This window comes from Streptomyces sp. NPDC002133, from assembly GCF_040296405.1.
In the GTDB taxonomy this organism is placed as follows: Bacteria; Actinomycetota; Actinomycetes; order Streptomycetales; family Streptomycetaceae; genus Streptomyces.
This window is the reverse complement of the sequence record NZ_JBEOXF010000012.1, coordinates 135,932-155,401: the sequence shown is the minus strand read 5'-3', so window position 1 is coordinate 155,401 and position 19,470 is coordinate 135,932. Positions and strand designations below refer to the sequence as shown.

Sequence of the window (19,470 nt, the reverse complement as noted above, 5' to 3'; positions counted from 1 at the left end):
ATCGACCGTCCCGACGACACGCGGGTCCTCCAGATCTCGATCGGCGAATACGACAGGCGGGGCCGCTGGCCGCGGTCGGGGTGGCTGCGGCGGCCGCGGCCGCGGCGGCCGCGGAGGACGGGCCGTCGCTGGCGGACCTGGAGCTGCTGGTGGAGCAGTCCCGGCAGGCGGGGATGGTCGTCGAGCTGATGGTGCAGGGTGAGGCGCGGGTGTACCGGCCGGAGGTCGAGCAGACGGCGTACCGGGTGGTCCAGGAGGCGCTGACGAACGTCCACAAGCATGCCGCGGGTGCCAAGGCGTGGGTGCGTGTCGCGCATCGTGGCGCCGAGATCGCGATGCAGGTGGAGAACGGTCCTTCGGAGCGGGGCGCGTCGGACGCGGATCTCCCGAGCGGGGGCAACGGTCTGGTGGGCATGCGGGAGCGGGTCTCCGCGCTCGGTGGTGTCTTTGTGGCGGGGCCGACGGATGCGGGTGGTTTCCGGGTGTCGGCGGTTGTGCCGGCTGCTGCGTAGGTCTGGTCGCCGCCTGCCCGGCGGTGCCGCTCAGTCTGTTGCCAGGCGGGTCGGCCGGCTGCCCGTGACGAGGGTGGAGAGAGCCTGGTCGACGTCCGGTCCGAGGTACCAGTCGCCGGTGTGGTCGAGGCTGTAGACGCGGCCTTTGGTGTCGATGGCCAGGACCGCCTGTGCGTCTCCCTCCTCGCCCAGCGGGGTGAGCTCGGTGTCGAGAGCGCGGCCGAGGTCTCCGAGGGTGCGGGCCAGGTGGAGGCCGGCGAGGGGGTCGAGGTGGAGGCTCGCCGGGGCGATCTCCCGGCCGGGTCCCTGGGGGGTGATCCGGAGGGCGCCGAACTCGGCCCAGGCCTCGACTGCGGCGGGGAAGACGGCGTGGCGGTGGCCGCCGGGGGATTCGTGGGCGCGCAGGGTGTCGGCCCAGTGTTCGGCCTGTTTGATGTCCCAGCGGCCGGGCTGCCAGCCGGCCTCGCGCAGTGCGGCGTCGACGGCGACGGCGAAGCGTGTGGTGTGGTGCTCGTTCACGGTCCGGTCAGCCGTTCTGGGTCGTCGGGTCGACGGTGTGTACGCCGAAGTGGGCGAGCATCGCTGTACAGGAGCGGCAGGGGGCGGCGTAGCTGCCGTGCAGGGGGTCACCGTCCTCTCGGATGCGGCGGGCGGTGAGTTTGGAGTGCTTGAGGGAGCGGCGGGCTTCGCCGTGGGTGAGGGGTTTGCGCTGGGCTCGTTTGGAGCGGGCGGTGTCCGTCGACGTGAGGTGGCGGGAGAGCAGGATCGCCTCGGCGCAGCGGCCGGTGAACCGTTCCCGCTGGCCGCTGGTGAGGGTGTCGAGGTAGTCCTGGACGAGGGGGTGGAGCACGGGTGACTGGTCGGCCTTGCCTGCGGTGCAGGTGAGGGTCTCGCCGCGTACGGAGAGTGCTGCCGCGACGGTTGGCAGGATCCCGTCGCGCCGGAAGCGCGGCGTGGGCGCATGGCCCTCGGTCTCCGTGCTGCTCCAGCTGAGCCGGGGATCGCCGGTCGTGCCTGATGGTGCCGTGTGCATCGTGCTGTGTCCCTCCCGTGCCCGCGGCGCCGACCGCCGCTGTGCACGCCCCCCGAGTTGAAGGGACAGACTGCCAAATAGGACGCCTGGTGTGGAAGCGGGGTGACTGAAACGTGTGCCTGTGTCGGTTGCGTTTCGGCCGAGGGTCACGCGGAGGTGACGGTTCGTTACGGAAGCGGAACGGGTGCGCCCGGGGCGGTACGGGGGCGGTGGCGCCTGTTGCGCCACCGCATAGGCTGTGGTGAATCAGCCAGACGCAGCAGGGGGCTACCGCCATGACGACAGGTCGGCAAGGGCTGGGGGCACCTCCCGGCCCCCGGGCCGGGGGACAAGCCGCGCCACCGAACGCGGCCTACGCCGGGCAGGTCGTGCACTTCCCGGACCCGGTCCGGGCCTCTCGGCATCCCATGGGGGTGCGGGTGGACGAACACGGCTATCCGGACTTCTCGCCGTATGCCCGTGCCGCCGCGGAGATCGCCGAGCCTCCGGAGGGTTTCGGTGTCGACGAACTGCGGCTCACCGACTATGTGTCGGCGAACGCCGCGCTGGCCGCCACCGGGCATGAGCTGTGGGACACGATCCCGGCGGTGGCGACGCCGCACGGCTGGACGTGGCACCACGTCGCGGGCGGGCGCCGGCTGGAGCTGGTGCCGGTCGAGGTGAAGGCGCTGTTGCGGCATCACGCCGGGGTGGCGACGGCCGCGGTCGACCATGCCAAGCGCGGTACGCGTCCGCTGCAGGAGACCCGGCCCGCGCACTTCGGCCTGCCCAAGGGGGCGGTGTCGGTGAGCGAGCAGCAACTGCTGGGCGTGGAGGAGGACCTGGGGTACCGCCTGCCGGGCGCGTACCGCTCCTTCCTGAAGGCGGCCGGAGGATGCGCGCCGGCAGGGGCGGCGCTGGACGCGGAGTTGGGGCTGCTGATCGACCAGCCGTTCTTCACGGTGCGCGAGGAGGCGGCGGTCAACGACCTGGTGTACGTGAACAAGTGCCTGCGGGACCATCTGACCAAGGACTTTCTCGGTGTCGGTTTCGTCCAGGGCGGGTTGCTCGCGGTGAAGGTGCGTGGCAGCGGCGTCGGTTCGGTGTGGTTCTGCGCGTACGACGACGCGCGTGACCGCGACGGCTGGTCGGTGAACGAGCGGGTGGAGCAGCTGCTGCTGCCCTGTGGTGAGGACTTCGACGCGTTTCTGTCGCGCCTCGCGGGCAATCCGCCGGAGCTGGAGACGGTGGCGAACCTGATGGTGGACGGCGGCTTCGCGCGCGCCGTTCCGGTGGGGGAGTGAGCTTCTCGATGGTGACGTTCGCGCAGGCGCAGGAGCGCGCGGAAGAGTGGGTCAACGGTGACGTGCCCGCGTATCAGCACCGTGAGGTGCGGGTACGGGAGTTCGAGCTGGGCTTCGTCGTGTGGGCGGAGGACCGCCCTGACGGGCCGACCTCGGACGGCGGCCGGCAGCGGCTGGTGATCGCCCGGGACAGCGGGGAGGCCACGCTCTGGCCGGGGCTGCCGGTGGGTGAGGTGATCCGCCGGTACGAGGAGGAGTACGGCACTCCGGATGCGGCGGCGCCGGCCGCGACGCCGCCTCAGCGGATCGACCTGAACCAGACGTCGTTCCTGCTGAGCCCGCCGGAGTGGCTGCAGGACGCGGCGGACAAGTTGGGGATTCCGGACCAGCGCACGGGTTCCGGTGCGGGCGCTGGTGCGTCGGGCGGCGGTGCGCCGGGTGGCGCCCCGGCCGTGGGCGCAGGTGCCTCCGCTTCGGCAGGTGCCGCGCACGGATCCGGTGCAGGGCAGCCCGATTCGGGCGCCGGCTGGTCGCAGGGCGCGCCCGGCGGCTCGACCGGTGGGCGTGGTTCGCATGTCGGTGGTGATGCGTGGCCGGTCACCGGTGGTGGGGACCACGAGCCCACCGCGTCGGACGGTGTGCCCGCGACGCCCGCACCGGGTCTGCCCGGTGGGGCCATTCCCTGGGCCGGTACCGACACGAACGCCGAGTCGGGGGAGGGCTCCGTGCCGCTTCCGGCAACGGTGTTCGCGCCGCCGCTGTCCGGGGCGGACGACGACGACACACCGCCGCCGTCGGTGGGCGCGGATGCCCCGACCGCGTTGATGTCGGGCGGCAGCCGGCTGCCGCCGACCGCCGTGGCGCCGGCGATCGACCCGCAGCCGGGCCGACCGCAGGCCGGCGGGCCGCAACCGCCCGCCCCCGCTGCTCCCGCCGCGCCCGGCCGGCCGGGCGCCGGCGACATCGCCGACGCCGCGACCAGCAAGGCCGTGGCGCCTCCGCGTGCTTCGCGCGGGAGCGGCCCGACGACCCCGCCGCCGCCCGCCCCGCCCGGTGTGCCCGGTGCGAGGCCGGGTGTTCCGGGTGCGCCCGGCACTCCGGCGGGCGGTTACGTACCGACCCAGATGGTCTCGCAACTCGGCCCGGACGGGCCGCAGCAGCCCGCTCCGCCGGGCCCGCCGCATCACGCGGCGGCCGTGCTCGCGAACCCGGGCCAGGGAGGTCCGGGGGCGGAGCCTCCGGCCCCGCCCGCTGCTCCGGGTGTCCCGGGCACCCCTCCGGGCGGTGTCCACCACGCCGCGACGATGCTGGCGAACCCGGGCCCGAACCAGGGCGGCCCCGGCGCACCGCAGCCTCCGGGCCCGCCCGGAGCCCCGGGCGCTCCGGGTACTCCCCCTGGCTCCGCCGGGGGGACCCCCACGGGCGGTGTCCACCACGCCGCCACGATGCTGGCCGGTCCCGGGCAGGTGCCACCGCCGCAGGCCCCGCAGGCTCCGGGTGTCCACGGTCCCGTACCGGGGCCGCCGCAGCCGCAGCCTCCCGCGTACGGCTATCCGCAGCAGCCGCCCGCCGGCATGCCGATGGTCGGTCCCGGCTACCAGGCCGTGCTGCGCTACCGCGCGCCCGACGGCTCGGAGCAGCAGCTCATCCGCCGCTCGGCGCCGGGCACCCCGCACCCGGAGTGGCAGATCTTCCATGAGCTGCGCGGGATGAACGTGCCCAACGACCAGGTGCTGGAGCTGCACACCGAGCTGGAGTCCTGCGAACTCCCCGGAGGCTACTGCGCCCGAATGATCCGGGAGACATGGCCGCAGGCACGGATCACGAACATCGCCCCGTACGGCAAGGACCACGCCAGCCGGCAGGGCGGGATGCAGCAACTGCTCACCCATCAGGGCGAGTTGCACCAGGTCGCGGACGGCCCGGCGCGCCCCGCGCCGGTGCGTGCGCCGCTGCCGCCCGTCCAGCCCGCCCCGCCGATTCCCCCGGAGGGGATCGCGCAGGAGCTGGTGGGCTCCTTCGGGCCGCAGGGCATCTGCCGTTTCGACCAGCGGGCGGTGTCCCGCCAGGGTGTGCCGGAGATCGTGGCGCGCACGCTGGTGTGGGCGGGTCTGCCGGCCGACTTCGGCCCGTTCTTCTGGGCGCAGCCGGCCCAGCCGGTGGTGCCGACGCTGGGGGAGCTGGCCGCGCAGCGGCAGGTGCAGCCGGCGTCCGACGCGGGCTCGTACCTGGTTGTGGGCAGCGACTTCGGCAAGGCGATCTGCGTGCAGTACGGCACGGCCCACATCGTGGCGGTCCCGGTCGAGGGCGGCCCGGGCGGTCAGCCGGTGGCGCCGCAGTTCGTGAACAGCGGCCTCCCGGAGTTCACGCGCTGCCTCGCCCTGCTCGGGCGGATGTGGCGCCTGCGCTTCGGCCTCAACCCGGAACAGGCGGGCCGCTGGACGGTCGACTTCCAGGCGCAGCTCGCCGCCCTCGACCCGGCGGCGCTGTCGTCGCCGGAGAGCTGGTGGTCGGTGCTGCTGGAGCAGATGTGGGACGGGCTGCTGTAGCCCGGCCCTTCGCACGGAAAGGGGCGCCCGGCCTGCGCGTTGCAGGCCGGGCGCCTTTCCTGCGGGGGGCTCCCGGCGTCCACGTCCACGGCCGCCCCGGCCACGGGGCGGCCATCGCCTGCGGCGGGCCGTCGCCTCTCCCCGCCCTTCCTGGCGGTGCCGATGCGCGGCTCTGTCGCGCGAGGCGCAGGCACCGGCCCTCGTACGGCCCGCGATCGAGGAGCGGGGTCCGGGGCGGATTCCTGAAACGGGGTCGGGGCGCAACCCCGGTTCGGAAAGGGCGGGGAGGGGAGGAACCCGGCCGTGACCTGCACTGTCCGTAGGTCCTGGGGTCCGTTCCCTGCCGTCCCCGATCGCCGGGCGGGCCCGGAAGGAGCCCCCCGGCGATCGAGGTGCGGGCGTCGGGGCGGGGCCCCGGTCACGCCCCCCGCGGCGGCGCAGGCGCACCCGCGAGGATCGTCGGCTCGACCGACTCGTAGCCCTCGCGCTGGGACGCGGCGTCGCGGGCGGACAGGATCGACCCCAGCCAGCCGGCCAGGAAGCCCAGCGGGACGGAGACGAGGCCCGTGGTCGTGAACGGGAACCAGTTGAAGTCGTGTTCGGGGAAGACCGACTGCGGGGACCCGGAGACCAGCTTGCTGCCCGTCATCAGGACGAGCGCGCTGACCGCGCCCGTGATGAGCGTGCTGAGCAGACCCGTGCGGGTGTAGCGGCGCCAGAAGAGGCTGTAGACGAGGGCCGGGGCAACGGCCGAGGCGCCGATGCAGAAGGAGAGGGTGATCATCAACTGGCCGTTCCAGTCACGGACCATGACCGCGGAGAGGATCGCGATGAGGCCGACTCCCAGCGCGGCGCCCCGGGCGACGGCCATCTCCGTCGAGTGCTCCAGGCGGGTCCTGCGCAGTCCGTGTGCGATCAGGTCGTGCGCGAGGGTGTTGGCGCAGGCGAGCGTGATCCCGGCGACCGACGCGAGCAGGGTGAGGAAGACCGCGGTCGCCACGACGGTGAACAGCAACGACTCGAACATGGTGGCGTCCGCGCCGAGCAGTGCCTGGGTGACCCCGAGGAACGCCGTCTCGCCCTGCGGGTCGCCCGCGACGATCCGCTCGTGCCCGATGATCGCCGACGCGCCGAAGCCGATCACGGCGAACAGCAGGCACATGACGACGACGGTCGAGACCGCCCATGACATTGAGCGACGTACCGCGGTCGCGCTCCGCGCGCTGAACATGCGCATGGTGATGTGCGGCAGCACCGCCGCCCCGAGCACCACCGTCAGCTCGGCGCTGATCATGTCGAGGTCGTCGCCTCCGAACTGCAGGCCGGAGGCGAGGTACGCGTCCCCCGCCCCGCTGCCCTGGGCGGCCGCGTCCAGCAGCGTGGGCAGGCTGAAGTCGAACCGCTCGAGGACGAGTACGGCGATGAGGGTGGCCGCGGCGAGCAGGACGACGGTCTTGACGATCTGGATGAAGGCGGTGCCCTTCATGCCGCCGATCGCGGCGTAGGCGATCATCAGGATGCCGAGGAAGACGATGGAGCCGGTCTTGAAGCCGTCCGCGTCGAAGCCGAGGACGAAGGCGAGGAGATCGCCCGCGCCGGAGAGCTGGAAGATCACCAGCGGCAGCAGTGCGGTCAGGGTGACCGCACACGCGGTGATCCGGACGGCCGGTCCGGGGGTGCGGCGGGTGAGGACGTCGCCCATGGTGAACCGGCCCGCGTTCCGCAGTGGTTCGGCGAGCAGGAACATCATGAGGACCAGCGAGAGCACGGTGCTCAGGGAGAGCACGAGCCCGTCGTAGCCGACGAGCGAGACGATGCCGATGGTGCCGAGCACGGTTGCTGCGGAGATGTAGTCGCCGGAGATGGCCAGACCGCTCTGCACGGGGGAGAGGGAGCGGTAGCCGGTGTAGAACTCGCCGAGGTCGTCACGGTCGGGTCCGGTCATCACGCACAGCAGCAGCGTGACCGTGATGACGGCGATGAACGCGACGAAGGACATGGTCTGGGCGTCGGAGTTGAAGCCGGTCATGCGCGCATGCCTCCCGTCGGCCGCTGCCACGCGGAGGCGCCGGGGCGGCCGTGACGGTTCTGACGGACCTGGCGGGCGGCGGCCACAGCCACCGCCGCCTCGGCGGCCTCTTCGGCGCGGAGCCGGATGGCCGTGGCGAGCGGGTCGACCCGCCGGCGTGCGATCCGCTCGTAGAGCGCGATCGCGGCGAGTGTCACGGGCAGCTGGCAGAGCCCCAGGAACAGTCCCGTGGTGAGGCCGCCGCTCAGTTCGCCGGTCATCAGCCCGGGGGCGTAGCCGGAGAGGACGAGGAAGAGGGTGAAATAGCCGAGCGCGGTGAGGGTCGCGACGCGGCGGAGTCTGCGATAGCCGGAGCGGAGCCTGGGCAGGTCGCCGTCTTCGGCGCGTTCGTGGGCCCCGTCGCCTGCGAGGTGGTGGGCGGCGCCGTAGGCGAGGCCGTGTGCGGCCGATGGCGGCACCGGCGGTGGGGGCGTGTGCCAGGGGTGCTGGGCGGAGTGGGACGGTTCCGGGAACACGTGGTCGTACGACATGGTGCGGCTCCTTGCGGCCCTCGCAGGCTGGGGGAAGCGCGAACGTTACTTGTCGGTAGAGGATCGGCGTAAGGGGGTTACCGACCGGAAGGTATGTCATTTCCGCAACGGTCGGGTCACGCCCCCGCACCGGCCTGGCGTGCGGTCGCGCAGCCCGGTCCTCAGGAGGAAGGCCCAGGCTCAGGCCTCGGGCTTCTCCATGATCACGGGGAACTTCCGCGGCGCCAGGAACACCAGCACCAGCAGCGCCAGCGCGCCCGCACCCGCGGCCCCCACGTACACGTAGTCCACCGCCGTCGCCACGGCCTGCCGTAGATGTTCAGCGGGTCCGGAGCCGTCACCGGCGAGGGAGCGCGCCACCGAGTCGAGGTCGCCGGAGCCGCCGAGCCGTGCGGCGAGCACCGCGTTGGCGAGCGCACCGAACAGGGCCGCGCCGACGCTCTGGCCCACCTGGCGGCAGAACAGCACCGACGCGGTCGTCGTGCCGCGCTCGGCCCAGGGCACGGTCGACTGGACGCCGACGATCAGCGGCAGCTGGAAGAACCCGAGGGCTGCGCCGAGCAGCAGCATGATGAGCGCGGGCTGCCACGGCTCGCCCGGGTACGGGAGCAGCAGCGGGAACGCCAGCATGATCAGCGTCGCCGCGCCGATGCCGATGATCGCGGTGTTGCGGAACCCGATGCGGCTGTAGACGCGGTTCGCGTACGCCGCGCTCACCGGCCAGCTGAGCGTCATCACGGACAGCACGAACCCGGCGGCGATCGGGCCGAGTCCGAGGACCGACTGGGCGTACGTGGGCAGGAAGACGGTCGGCGCGACCATCAGCAGGCCGAGCGCGCCCAGCGCCAGGTTGACCGCGGCGATGGTGCGCCGCCGCCACACCCAGCCGGGGATGACGGGCTCGGCCGCCCGTCGTTCGACGACGACGGTCACGGCCGCGCCCGCCGCGGCGCCCGCGAAGAGGCCGAGGGAGGGTGCGGAGAGCCAGGGCCAGGCCACCCCGCCCTGGACGAGGGCGGTCAGCAGGAGCGCCCCGGTGACGAAGACGGCGAGTGCGCCCGGCCAGTCGACGCGGGGTCGCGGACCCTGTTCCCGCGCCTTCCGCGCCGGCTCGGTCAGATGGCGGGCGGCCAGCCACAGCGCGACCGCGCCCACCGGCAGATTGATCAGGAAGATCCAGCGCCAGTCGGCGTACGCGGCGAGCAGACCGCCCACCGCCGGACCCGCGACCGCCGACACCGCCCACACCGTGGACAGTTTCGCCACGATCTTGGGACGCTCGTCGAGCGGGTACAGGTCGGCGGCGATCGTCTGGATCGTGCCCTGGAGCGCACCGCCACCGAGACCCTGGACGACGCGGAAGGCGATGAGCGAGGCCATGTTCCAGGCGCCCGCGCACAGGAGGGATCCGACCAGGAAGAGGGCGATGCCCGCGATCAGGACGGGCTTGCGGCCGAAGGTGTCGGAGAGCTTCCCGTAGACGGGGAGGGTGACGGTCACGGCGAGCAGATAGCCGGAGAACAGCCAGGAGAAGACCGAGAAGCCTCCCAGGTCGCCGACGATCTGCGGGACCGCGGTCGAGACGATCGTGCCGTCGAGGGCCGCCAGTGCCATGCCGAGCATCAGGGCGGCGACGACCCGGCCGCGGCGGGCGGTGGCCGTGCGTGGGGACGCCGCGGTGCGTGGTGGCGCCGCGGTGCCGGTGGCGGGGGTGCGGGTCGCGGGGTCGGCCGGCCTCGTCGGCGTCGCCTTGTCCCTCATGTCCGCGCCTGAGCCACCGTCACCCGCACCAGTACTCCCACCTGTGCCTGTGCCCGTGCCGCTGCGGTGTGCGCCCGGATCGCCGTCGCCGGCGTGGGTACTGCCTCCGCCGGCGTCGGTGCCGCCCCCGTCCATCCAAGATCCCTTCCCTATGCACGTATCTCCGCGGAACACCTTCTCACTTGCAGCTCACGCGACGGGAGGGGGCGGCCTCTCCGGGTACGGATCGGCCGGAGGGTGGATACCCCTAGGGGTTCCTCCTTACTACCGGCCAGGGGCTGGTCGTCCCGCCGGAGGACGAGAGGGGCGGGGCGTGCTCCTTACCTTGGTCCTACGGGTGCCCGGGCGGCGCAGGGGGCGACACGGGGTGGGGAAAACCCCCGCTCAAGAGGGTGCTCAGCCCCATCGTGCCGCTGACCCGCCTCCCGCGAGACTCGTACGGCACGCGGCGCTTCGGCTTTTCCCTTCACCGACTGAGGAGACATACCGTGACAACGGCTGTGACCATCCCCGCACACGGGGGCACCGGAGGGCGTACGGCCGTCGCCGCGCGAGCCCGACAGGTCGTCAAGGCCTACGGCTCCGGCGAAACGCGGGTCGTCGCGCTCGACCACGTCGACGTGGACATCATGCGCGGTCGGTTCACCGCGATCATGGGTCCGTCGGGCTCCGGAAAATCCACCCTGATGCACTGCCTGGCCGGGCTCGACACGGTGACCTCCGGCGAGATCCACATCGACGACACGGAGATCACCGGGCTCAAGGACAAGAAACTCACGCAGCTGCGCCGGGACCGGATCGGCTTCATCTTCCAGGCGTTCAACCTGCTGCCCACGCTGAACGCCCTCGAGAACATCACGCTGCCGATGGACATCGCGGGCCGCAAGCCGGAAGCGGCCTGGCTGAACCGGGTGGTGGAGACCGTCGGTCTCGCGGACCGTCTCAAGCACCGGCCCGCCCAGCTCTCCGGCGGTCAGCAGCAGCGGGTCGCCGTGGCCCGTGCCCTGGCCGCCCGCCCCGAGATCATCTTCGGCGACGAGCCGACCGGAAACCTGGACTCCCGCGCCGGGGCCGAGGTGCTGGGCTTCCTTCGCCGCTCCGTCGACGAGCTCGGCCAGACCATCGTCATGGTCACCCACGACCCGGTGGCGGCCTCCTACGCGGACCGCGTGCTCTACCTCGCCGACGGCCGGATCGTCGACGAGATGTTCAACCCCACGGCCGACCAGGTTTTGGACCGTATGAAGGACTTCGACGCCCGGGGACGGACGTCGTGACCGTGCTCAAGACCTCCCTGCGCAACTTCTTCGCCCACAAGGGACGCATGGCGCTCTCCGCCGTCGCCGTCCTGCTGTCGGTGGCGTTCGTGTCCGGCACGCTCGTCTTCACCGACACCATGAACACCACCTTCGACAAGCTCTTCGCCGCCACCGCGGCCGATGTCACCGTCAGCCCGAAGACCGCCGCCGTCGACGACGAGATGCCGCAGACGGGCCGGCCCGAATCGCTGCCCGCATCGCTCGTCGCGACGGTGGAGAAGGCGGACGGCGTGCGGTCCGCCGAGGGCGCGGTCGTCTCCATGAGCGTCACCGTCGTCAACGCGGACGACAAGAACATGGGCTCCAGCAACGGCGCCCCGACGATCGCCGGCAACTGGACGCAGAACGACCTGCGTTCGATGGAGATCACCTCCGGGCACGCCCCGCGCGGCCCCACCGAGGTGGTGGTCGACGCCGACACCGCCGAGAAGCACGGGCTCAAGATCGGGGACGAGCTGCGCACGATCGCCGTCACCGGTGACTTCACCGCGAAGATCTCCGGTATCGCCTCCTTCAAGGTCACCAACCCGGGCGCGGCCGTCGTGTACTTCGACACCGCCACCGCCCAGCGTCAACTTCTCGGAAGGACCGGCGAGTTCACGCATGTCGCCGTCACTGCCGAGCCCGGCGTCAGCCACGCGCAGCTGAAGAGGAACGTCGCCGCGGTCGCCGACGGGCCGTACAGGTTCCAGACCCAGCAGGAGGCGGCGGACGCCGGCCGCGAGGACGTCAGCGGCTTCCTCGACGTGATGAAGTACGCGATGCTCGGCTTCGCCGGAATCGCCTTCCTCGTCGGCATCTTCCTCATCGTCAACACCTTCTCGATGCTGGTCGCCCAGCGGACCCGCGAGATCGGCCTGATGCGGGCCATCGGGTCGAGCCGCAGGCAGGTCAACCGCTCGGTCCTGGTCGAGGCGCTGCTGCTCGGCGTCATCGGGTCCGTCGCCGGTGTCGGCGCCGGAGTCGGCCTGGCGATCGGGCTGATGGAGCTCATGTCCTCGATGGGCATGAACCTCTCCACCGAGGACCTGACCGTGAAGTGGACGACCCCGGCCGTCGGCCTCACCCTCGGCATCGTCGTCACCGTCCTGGCCGCGTACATCCCCGCCCGGCGGGCCGGCAAGGTCTCCCCGATGGCCGCACTGCGCGACGCGGGCACCCCGGCGGACGGCAGGGCCGGTCTGGTGCGCGGCATCCTCGGCGTGGTCCTCACCGGCGCCGGAGGCTCGGCACTGTGGGCCGCGACCCGGGCCGACGAGGCGACCGTGGGCTCGCTGTGGCTCGGGCTCGGGGTCGTCCTCAGCCTCATCGGCTTCATCGTGGTCGGCCCGCTCCTGGCGGGCGGCGTGGTCCGCGTCCTCGGCGCGGTGGTGCTGCGGATCTTCGGCCCGGTCGGACGGATGGCCGAGCGCAACGCGCTGCGCAACCCGCGCCGCACGGGCGCCACCGCCGCGGCCCTGATGATCGGTCTCGCGCTCGTCGCCTGCCTGTCGGTCGTCGGCTCGTCCATGGTCGCCTCGGCCACGGAGGAGCTCGACAAGTCCGTCGGAGCCGACTTCATCGTCAGTGCGTCCAACGGCCAGCCGATCATGCCCCAGGCGCAGCAGGCCATGGAGAGGGCGCCGGGCATCGCCCACGTCACCGAGTACAAGGCCGTCAGGACGAAACTCACCGCCCCGGACGGCACCACCGAGGACGAGGAGATCGTCGCCGCGGACCCGACGTATGCGCAGGACCTGCGGCGCGAGACCGTCGCGGGCGAGCTGTCGGCGGCGTACGGGAAGAACGCCATGTCGGTCGGCGACACCTACGCCGAGGAGCACGGCGTGAAGGTGGGCGACACGATCACGGTCGCCTTCACGGGCGGTGGGACGGCGAAGCTGAAGGTCGCGGCCATCACCTCGGACGACGGCAACATCGACAAGGGCGCGAAGTACACGAACATCACGACCGCCGCGCAGTACGTGCCCGCCGAGAAGATGCCGAAGAACCTGATCATGTTCGCCAAGGCGGAGGAGGGCAAGGCGGCGGAGGCGTACGAGGTGCTCAAGAAGTCGCTCGCCCCCTATCCGCAGTACGAGGTCCAGAACCAGACCGACTTCAAGAAGAACCTGAAGGACCAGGTCGGACAGCTTCTGAACATCGTCTACGGTCTGCTCGCCCTCGCGATCATCGTCGCGGTGCTGGGCGTGGTGAACACCCTGGCCCTGTCGGTGGTCGAGCGGACCCGGGAGATCGGTCTCATGCGCGCCATCGGCCTCTCCCGCCGCCAGCTGCGCCGCATGATCCGACTGGAGTCGGTGGTCATCGCCCTCTTCGGCGCCCTGCTCGGCCTCGGCCTGGGCATGGGCTGGGGCACGGCGGCCCAGAAGCTGCTGGCCCTGGAGGGGCTCGGGGTCCTGGAGATCCCGTGGCCGACGATCCTGACGGTCTTCGTGGCCTCGGCGTTCGTGGGTCTGTTCGCGGCGCTCGTCCCTGCCTTCAGGGCGGGCAGGATGAACGTCCTGAACGCGATCGCCACGGAGTAGTCACGGAAGCCTGCGGAGCGGTTCCGTAGGATGACGGCTCCGGCCCGGTGAGCGTCCTCCACGCTCACCGGGCCGGAGCCGTCTCGCGGGGTTTACGCTGGGAACCCCCGGCCCGCCCCTGGTCTTCGACATGGGGGACCCCAGACGTGTCGGGCGGTTCGCGTTGCCCGCACTCTCCTGGATCCCGGACGGAACCTCTTCATGAGTCTGCACGGTCTGCTCGACGCCGTTGTACGTGACCCGGCGCTCGCCGAAGCGGTGAAGGCCGCCGGTGACGGTCACCGGCACCATGTCGACCTGGTCGGGCCGCCGGCCGCGCGGCCCTTCGCGGTGGCGGCCCTGGCCCGCGATGCGGGGCGGCCGGTGCTGGCCGTGACCGCCACCGGGCGGGAGGCCGAGGACCTGGCCGCGGCGCTGCGCTCCCTGCTCGACCCGGACACCGTCGTCGAGTACCCGTCCTGGGAGACCCTCCCGCACGAGCGGCTCTCGCCCCGCTCCGACACCGTCGGCCGCCGCCTCGCGGTGCTGCGCCGCCTCGCGCACCCGTCGCCGGACGACCCGGCCGCGGGTCCCGTCAGTGTCGTCGTCGCGCCCGTACGGTCCGTGCTGCAGCCGCAGGTCAAGGGTCTCGGCGACCTGGAGCCGGTGGCGCTGCGCAGCGGCGGAACCGCCGACCTCGAAGAGATCGTGGAAGGGCTCGCGGCGGCCGCGTACTCCCGGGTGGAGCTGGTCGAGAAGCGTGGCGAGTTCGCCGTGCGCGGCGGCATCCTCGACGTCTTCCCGCCTACCGAGGAGCATCCGCTCCGGATCGAGTTCTGGGGCGACGACGTCGAGGAGATCCGTTACTTCAAGGTCGCCGACCAGCGCTCGCTGGAGATCGCCGAGCACGGGCTGTGGGCACCGCCCTGCCGTGAGCTGCTGCTGACGGACGACGTGAGGCAGCGGGCCGCGGCCCTCGCCGAGGCCCACCCGGAGCTCGGCGAACTGCTCGGCAAGATCGCCGAGGGCATCGCCGTCGAGGGCATGGAGTCGCTCGCCCCGGTCCTCGTCGACGACATGGAGCTGATGCTCGACGTCCTTCCGTCGGGCTCGATGGCCGTGGTGTGCGATCCGGAGCGGGTCCGGACGCGGGCCGCGGACCTGGTGGCGACCTCGCAGGAGTTCCTGCAGGCGTCCTGGGCGGCCACCGCGGGCGGCGGCGAGGCCCCGATCGACGTCGGCGCGGCCTCGCTGTGGGGCATCGCGGACGTCCGGGACCGGGCGCGCGAGCTCGGGATGATGTGGTGGTCGGTGTCGCCGTTCGCCGCCGACGAGGAGCTGGACGCGGACACGCTCAAGCTCGGTATGCACGCCCCCGAGACGTACCGCGGCGACACGGCCCGCGCCCTCGCCGACACCAAGGGCTGGCTCGCCGACGGCTGGCGCACGGTCTTCGTGACCGAGGCCCACGGCCCCGCGGCCCGCACCGTCGAGGTCCTCGGCGGCGAAGGCATCGCCGCCCGGCTCGAGGCGGACCTCGGCGAGATCTCCCCGTCCGTCGTCCATGTCGCCACGGGCTCCATCGAGTACGGCTTCGTCGATCCCGGCCTCAAGATCGCCGTCCTCACCGAGACCGACCTGTCCGGCCAGAAGGCCGCCGGCAAGGACGGCACGCGGATGCCGACCCGCCGCCGCAAGCAGATCGACCCGCTGACGCTGGAGGTCGGCGACTACATCGTCCACGAGCAGCACGGCGTCGGCCGCTACATCGAAATGGTGCAGCGCACCGTCCAGGGCGCGACCCGTGAGTATCTGCTCGTCGAGTACGCCCCCGCCAAGCGCGGCCAGCCCGGCGACCGGCTCTACATCCCGACCGACCAGCTGGAACAGGTCACCAAGTACGTCGGCGGCGAGGCCCCGACCCTGCACCGGCTGGGCGGCGCGGACTGGACGAAGACCAAGGCCCGCGCGAAGAAGGCGGTCAAGGAGATCGCCGCGGACCTGATCAAGCTCTACAGCGCGCGGATGGCGGCCCCCGGCCACGCCTTCGGCACGGACACCCCGTGGCAGCGGGAGCTGGAGGACGCGTTCGCGTACGTCGAGACGCCCGACCAGCTGTCCACCATCGCCGAGGTGAAGGAGGACATGGAGAAGTCGATCCCCATGGACCGCCTGATCTGCGGCGACGTCGGATACGGGAAGACCGAGATCGCCGTGAGGGCCGCCTTCAAGGCCGTCCAGGACGGCAAGCAGGTCGCGGTGCTCGTGCCGACGACTCTGCTGGTTCAGCAGCACTTCGGGACGTTCTCCGAGCGGTACTCCCAGTTCCCGGTGGTGACGCGGGCGTTGTCCCGCTTCCAGTCCGACGGGGAGGCGAAGGCGACCCTGGAGGGGCTGCGGGACGGCTCGGTCGACGTCGTCATCGGCACGCACCGGCTCTTCTCGTCCGAGACCAAGTTCAAGGACCTGGGCCTGGTCGTCGTGGACGAGGAGCAGCGGTTCGGCGTCGAGCACAAGGAGCAGCTGAAGAAGCTCCGCGCCAATGTCGACGTGCTGACGATGTCCGCGACCCCGATCCCGCGGACGCTGGAGATGGCGGTCACCGGCATCCGCGAGATGTCGACGATCACGACCCCGCCGGAGGAGCGGCACCCGGTGCTGACCTTCGTCGGCCCGTACGAGGAGAAGCAGATCGGCGCCGCCATCCGCCGTGAACTGCTGCGCGAGGGCCAGGTCTTCTACATCCACAACCGCGTCGAGTCGATCGACCGGGCGGCGGCGCGGCTCCGCGACATCGTGCCGGAGGCCCGGATCGCCACCGCCCACGGGCAGATGAGCGAGGGCACGCTGGAGCAGGTCGTCGTCGACTTCTGGGAGAAGAAGTACGACGTGCTCGTCTCGACGACGATCGTCGAGTCCGGCATCGACATCTCCAACGCGAACACCCTGATCGTCGAGCGCGGCGACAACTTCGGTCTCTCTCAGCTGCACCAGCTGCGCGGCCGGGTGGGCCGTGGCCGGGAGCGGGGTTACGCGTACTTCCTCTACCCGCCGGAGAAGCCGCTGACCGAGACCGCGCACGAGCGGCTCGCGACGATCGCCCAGCACACCGAGATGGGCGCGGGCATGTACGTGGCGATGAAGGACCTGGAGATCCGCGGCGCGGGCAATCTGCTCGGCGGTGAGCAGTCCGGTCATATCGCGGGCGTCGGCTTCGACCTGTACGTGCGCATGGTGGGCGAGGCGGTCGCCGACTACCGCGCCTCGCTGGAGGGCGGTGTCGAGGAGGAGCCCCCGCTCGAGGTCAAGATCGAGCTCCCGGTCGACGCGCACGTCCCGCACGACTACGCGCCGGGCGAGCGGCTGCGGCTCCAGGCGTACCGGGCGATCGCCTCCGCCAGCTCGGAGGACGACATCAAGGCCGTCCGCGAGGAGCTCACCGACCGCTACGGCAAGCTCCCGGAGCCCGTGGAGAACCTGCTCCTCGTGGCAGGCCTGCGCATGCTGGCCCGGGCCTGCGGCGTCGGCGAGATGGTGCTCCAGGGGCCGAACATCCGCTTCGCGCCGGTGGAGCTGCGCGAGTCGCAGGAACTGCGCCTGAAGCGGCTCTACCCCCGCACGGTGATCAAGCCGGCGGTCCACCAGATCCTGGTGCCGCGCCCGACGACCGGCAAGATCGGCGGCAAGCCGGTGGTGGGCCGGGAACTGCTGGCGTGGACGGGCGAGTTCCTGACGACGATCCTGGGGTCCTGATCCCGGGGGTCCCAGGGCCGCATCCGGAAGACGGGCCCCAGCGGCCGCGCACGGCCGACCGGGGGACGCGGATCACCGCCGTGCCCCCGGTGAGGTCGACCCTGGAGCGCGGGGGTGCGGCGTCCGGGGCGTCGTGGCGGAGGAGCAGAGCGGTCCGGCGCTCCTTTAGCTCGGACTGCTTGCCGGGGGAGAAGCTCGCATGGAGCTGCTCGAAGCCGGTGGCCGAGATCTGGCCCTGGCGGGCCGCGTTGCGCCACGGGAGGAGGCCGGAGCGGCCGGCCCGCAGCGCGAGCTGGTCGACGACGGCCAGCGCCGTCAGCAGGATGACCAGGCCCGGCAGTGTCATGAACACCACGAACTGCATGCGCGTCGCTCCCTTCTGCCCGTTCGTACGGCTCAGCCCGCCGGGGAGTTCCCGGCAGGACGGAACAACTCCCCCGCGAGGGAGCGGAAGACCTTCTCCGGGTCCCGCCCGTCCAGCGGACCGTCCAGGTTGTGTGTGAGCAGCAGCGTCGCAAAGCCGTGGGCCAGCGACCAGGCCGCCATGAAACCGGTCCCGCTGTCGTCCGCCCCGGCTCCGCCGCCCGCTCGCGCGGCCACCGCCGTGCGGAGCAGGTCCCGCGTCCGCCGTCTGGCCGCGACGAGCTCCGGGTCGTCGGCGCGCAGCAGCTCCGGGCGGAACATCACCTGGAAGTGCGCCGGGTGCGCCAGTGCGAAGCGCACGTACCGCACGCCCAGGTCGCGCAGGTCCGACGCCTCGGTGAGGGCGGCCGCCAGGAGTGCGTGACCCTCGGCCGCGATCGCGGTGAGGAGCCCGGCGCGGTCCTTGAAGTGGTGCGCGGGAGCGGCGTGCGAGACGCCCGCGCGGCGGGCCAGATCGCGCAACGAGAGGGCCGAGGGGCCCTCCGCGGCAATGACGTCGAGAGCCGCGGTGAGGACAGCGCGCCGCAGGTCGCCGTGGTGGTACGTGCGCTCGGTGGTCATGGTCAGCAGGTTACGCCCAATCTAGGCATTGACAAGTTCAGGCGTCGGGCGCAATCTAGTCAACGACAAGATTGATGTGGTCGCGAAGAGAGGGACGTCATGGGCATCGACAACGGACGCGTACGTCAGATGTGGCACCTCCTGGAGCCCCTGCACGCCGTCCTCTATTACGCACCCGAGGTCTTCGACGAGGCCGGGGCCCTCGGCTTCGACACCGCCGAGCGCTGGCCCGGCTACTTCGCCTGGCGCGCCGCGCCCCTCGGGACACCCGGCGCCCGCCAGGTGGCCTCCGCGTTCTACAGCTTCAGCCCGCGCATGGTCGCCGAGCACATCCCCGCCGCCTGGGACGTCGCCGCGCCCGCCAAGGTGCTGGTGGCCCGGACGCGCGGCGTCGACCGGGCGTACCGCGCGCTCATCGGCGAGCGGACCGCCGGCCCTGAGCTCGCCGAGGCCGCCGCACTCGCCCGACGCGCCGCCGATGCCGTGAACACCGAGGGCCGCCCGCTCGCCGCCGCCAACGCCGCGCTGCCGTGGCCCGACGAGCCGCACCTGGTGCTCTGGCAGGCCGCCACGGTCCTGCGCGAGCACCGCGGCGACGGCCACCTCGCCGCCCTGCTGGCCGCCGGACTGGACCCCGTGGAGGCCCTGGTGTCGTTCGCCGGGATCGGGGCGGCTCCCGCGCAGGTCTTCACGAGCCGCGGCTGGAGCGAGGACGAGTGGGCAGCCGCACGCGACCGGCTCTCCGTCCGCGGACTGCTGGACGCCGAGGGCGCGGCCACCGACGCGGGCCGTGCCCTGCGCACCGAGGTCGAGCGCCGCACCGACGAACTGGCCGCCGCCCCCTGGCAGGCCCTCGGAGCCGAGGACACCGGCCGGCTCGCCGAACTCCTCGGCCCCCTCTGGCTGGAGGTGCTCGGCTCAGGCCTGCTGCCCCGCGAGACCACACTGGGCATCGGAAAGGTCTGACAACTCCTGCCGCACGGGGACGCGTACGGTGATCGCGTCGAGCCGGATCGCGTGGGAAGCCGTGTCCTCGAGCGTCAGGGCGCCCACCCGCTCCCTGCCCAGCGCGAACGTCACATCGAGACAGAAGGCGGTGACGTACGCACGGTCCCCGGTCCCTCGTCCTCCAGCAACGAACAACAGGTTGTACGTGTATCTCGTACTCTCCGCGCCCTCATCACGGAACGTCAGATGCGGCGTGCCCATC

Annotated in this window: 14 protein-coding genes and 1 pseudogene; 7 read left to right on the top strand and 8 right to left on the bottom strand. The window is 72.2% G+C overall.

All coding sequences use genetic code 11. The features are described 5' to 3' along the window. The coding region (locus ABT078_RS15955; RefSeq protein WP_351227961.1) for a sensor histidine kinase at positions 1 to 512 on the top strand (512 nt) is incomplete at its 5' end. A 30-nt stretch (positions 513 to 542) separates the two neighbouring features. Here the strand turns inward: ABT078_RS15955 and ABT078_RS15950 are convergent. Together ABT078_RS15950 and ABT078_RS15945 are read right to left on the bottom strand one after the other, a co-directional pair. Then, a complete protein-coding gene (locus tag ABT078_RS15950) occupies positions 543 to 1,031 on the bottom strand; it encodes an SUKH-3 domain-containing protein (protein ID WP_351227959.1) in 489 nt (162 codons plus the stop codon). Positions 1,032 to 1,038: 7 nt separating this feature from the next. After that, the gene (locus tag ABT078_RS15945) at positions 1,039 to 1,545 is read right to left on the bottom strand and encodes a YwqJ-related putative deaminase (RefSeq protein ID WP_351227957.1); all 507 of its coding nucleotides are present in this window, start codon (positions 1,543 to 1,545) and stop codon (positions 1,039 to 1,041) included. A 275-nt stretch (positions 1,546 to 1,820) separates the two neighbouring features. Between ABT078_RS15945 and ABT078_RS15940 the strand changes: the two genes are divergently transcribed. After that, complete coding sequence (locus ABT078_RS15940) at positions 1,821 to 2,828, top strand: SMI1/KNR4 family protein (protein ID WP_351227955.1); 1,008 nt, start codon at positions 1,821 to 1,823, stop codon at positions 2,826 to 2,828. 8 nt (positions 2,829 to 2,836) lie between these two features. After that, positions 2,837 to 5,377 (top strand): SUKH-4 family immunity protein, encoded by a 2,541-nt coding sequence (locus ABT078_RS15935; RefSeq protein WP_351227979.1) that lies wholly within the window; start codon positions 2,837 to 2,839, stop codon positions 5,375 to 5,377. Positions 5,378 to 5,795: 418 nt separating this feature from the next. Here ABT078_RS15935 and ABT078_RS15930 read toward each other — a convergent pair whose 3' ends face one another. The 3 genes from ABT078_RS15930 to ABT078_RS15920 all read right to left on the bottom strand — a co-directional run bounded on the left by ABT078_RS15930 (position 5,796) and on the right by ABT078_RS15920 (position 9,697). Then, positions 5,796 to 7,406, bottom strand: coding sequence for a sodium/solute symporter (locus tag ABT078_RS15930; protein WP_351227953.1), 1,611 nt, complete (start codon positions 7,404 to 7,406; stop codon positions 5,796 to 5,798). Next, positions 7,403 to 7,936, bottom strand: a complete 534-nt coding sequence (locus tag ABT078_RS15925) for a DUF485 domain-containing protein (protein WP_351227951.1) — start codon at positions 7,934 to 7,936, stop codon at positions 7,403 to 7,405. The genes ABT078_RS15930 and ABT078_RS15925 overlap by 4 nt, the downstream gene beginning before the upstream one ends. Positions 7,937 to 8,116: 180 nt before the next feature. Further along, positions 8,117 to 9,697 carry an MFS transporter gene (locus ABT078_RS15920; protein WP_351227949.1) on the bottom strand — a complete coding sequence of 527 codons (1,581 nt, stop codon included), beginning with the start codon at positions 9,695 to 9,697 and terminating at the stop codon, positions 8,117 to 8,119. A gap of 488 nt (positions 9,698 to 10,185) precedes the next feature. Here ABT078_RS15920 and ABT078_RS15915 point away from each other — a divergent pair, with 488 nt between their 5' ends. The 3 genes from ABT078_RS15915 (at position 10,186) to mfd (ending at position 17,276) form a co-directional block, all read left to right on the top strand. After that, positions 10,186 to 10,974, top strand: coding sequence for an ABC transporter ATP-binding protein (locus ABT078_RS15915; protein ID WP_351227947.1), 789 nt, complete (start codon positions 10,186 to 10,188; stop codon positions 10,972 to 10,974). Beyond that, a complete protein-coding gene (locus ABT078_RS15910; protein WP_351227945.1) occupies positions 10,971 to 13,544 on the top strand; it encodes an ABC transporter permease in 2,574 nt (857 codons plus the stop codon). Before ABT078_RS15915 ends, ABT078_RS15910 begins: the two co-directional genes overlap by 4 nt. Before the next feature lie 201 nt (positions 13,545 to 13,745). Beyond that, positions 13,746 to 17,276: a transcription-repair coupling factor gene (gene mfd, locus ABT078_RS15905; RefSeq protein ID WP_351227943.1), complete on the top strand. Its 3,531-nt coding sequence runs from the start codon at positions 13,746 to 13,748 to the stop codon at positions 17,274 to 17,276. Positions 17,277 to 17,334: 58 nt separating this feature from the next. Here mfd and ABT078_RS15900 read toward each other — a convergent pair. Then, a pseudogene (locus ABT078_RS15900) lies at positions 17,335 to 17,640 on the bottom strand (DUF6191 domain-containing protein); the annotation flags it as partial. 32 nt (positions 17,641 to 17,672) lie between these two features. After that, the gene (locus ABT078_RS15895) at positions 17,673 to 18,260 is read right to left on the bottom strand and encodes a TetR/AcrR family transcriptional regulator (protein WP_351227941.1); all 588 of its coding nucleotides are present in this window, start codon (positions 18,258 to 18,260) and stop codon (positions 17,673 to 17,675) included. A gap of 99 nt (positions 18,261 to 18,359) precedes the next feature. On the opposite strand from ABT078_RS15895, the gene ABT078_RS15890 reads away from it, so the two are divergent. Continuing rightward, the gene (locus ABT078_RS15890) at positions 18,360 to 19,226 is read left to right on the top strand and encodes an SCO6745 family protein (RefSeq protein ID WP_351227939.1); all 867 of its coding nucleotides are present in this window, start codon (positions 18,360 to 18,362) and stop codon (positions 19,224 to 19,226) included. On the opposite strand, the gene ABT078_RS15885 is transcribed toward ABT078_RS15890, so the two are convergent. After that, the gene (locus ABT078_RS15885) at positions 19,179 to 19,469 is read right to left on the bottom strand and encodes a hypothetical protein (RefSeq protein WP_351227937.1); all 291 of its coding nucleotides are present in this window, start codon (positions 19,467 to 19,469) and stop codon (positions 19,179 to 19,181) included. The genes ABT078_RS15890 and ABT078_RS15885 overlap by 48 nt on opposite strands. Position 19,470: the final 1 nt, after the last annotated feature.

Excerpts from the sequence above, each read along its gene's own strand:
- ABT078_RS15945 (WP_351227957.1), bottom strand. The coding sequence starts at position 1,545 with ATGCACACGGCACCATCAGGCACGACCGGCGATCCCCGGCTCAGCTGG.
- ABT078_RS15940 (WP_351227955.1), top strand. The coding sequence starts at position 1,821 with ATGACGACAGGTCGGCAAGGGCTGGGGGCACCTCCCGGCCCCCGGGCC.
- ABT078_RS15935 (WP_351227979.1), top strand. The coding sequence starts at position 2,837 with ATGGTGACGTTCGCGCAGGCGCAGGAGCGCGCGGAAGAGTGGGTCAAC.
- ABT078_RS15930 (WP_351227953.1), bottom strand. The coding sequence starts at position 7,406 with ATGACCGGCTTCAACTCCGACGCCCAGACCATGTCCTTCGTCGCGTTC.
- ABT078_RS15925 (WP_351227951.1), bottom strand. The coding sequence starts at position 7,936 with ATGTCGTACGACCACGTGTTCCCGGAACCGTCCCACTCCGCCCAGCAC.
- ABT078_RS15920 (WP_351227949.1), bottom strand. The coding sequence starts at position 9,697 with ATGAGGGACAAGGCGACGCCGACGAGGCCGGCCGACCCCGCGACCCGC.
- mfd (WP_351227943.1), top strand. The coding sequence starts at position 13,746 with ATGAGTCTGCACGGTCTGCTCGACGCCGTTGTACGTGACCCGGCGCTC.
- ABT078_RS15895 (WP_351227941.1), bottom strand. The coding sequence starts at position 18,260 with ATGACCACCGAGCGCACGTACCACCACGGCGACCTGCGGCGCGCTGTC.
- ABT078_RS15890 (WP_351227939.1), top strand. The coding sequence starts at position 18,360 with ATGGGCATCGACAACGGACGCGTACGTCAGATGTGGCACCTCCTGGAG.
- ABT078_RS15885 (WP_351227937.1), bottom strand. The coding sequence starts at position 19,469 with ATGGGCACGCCGCATCTGACGTTCCGTGATGAGGGCGCGGAGAGTACG.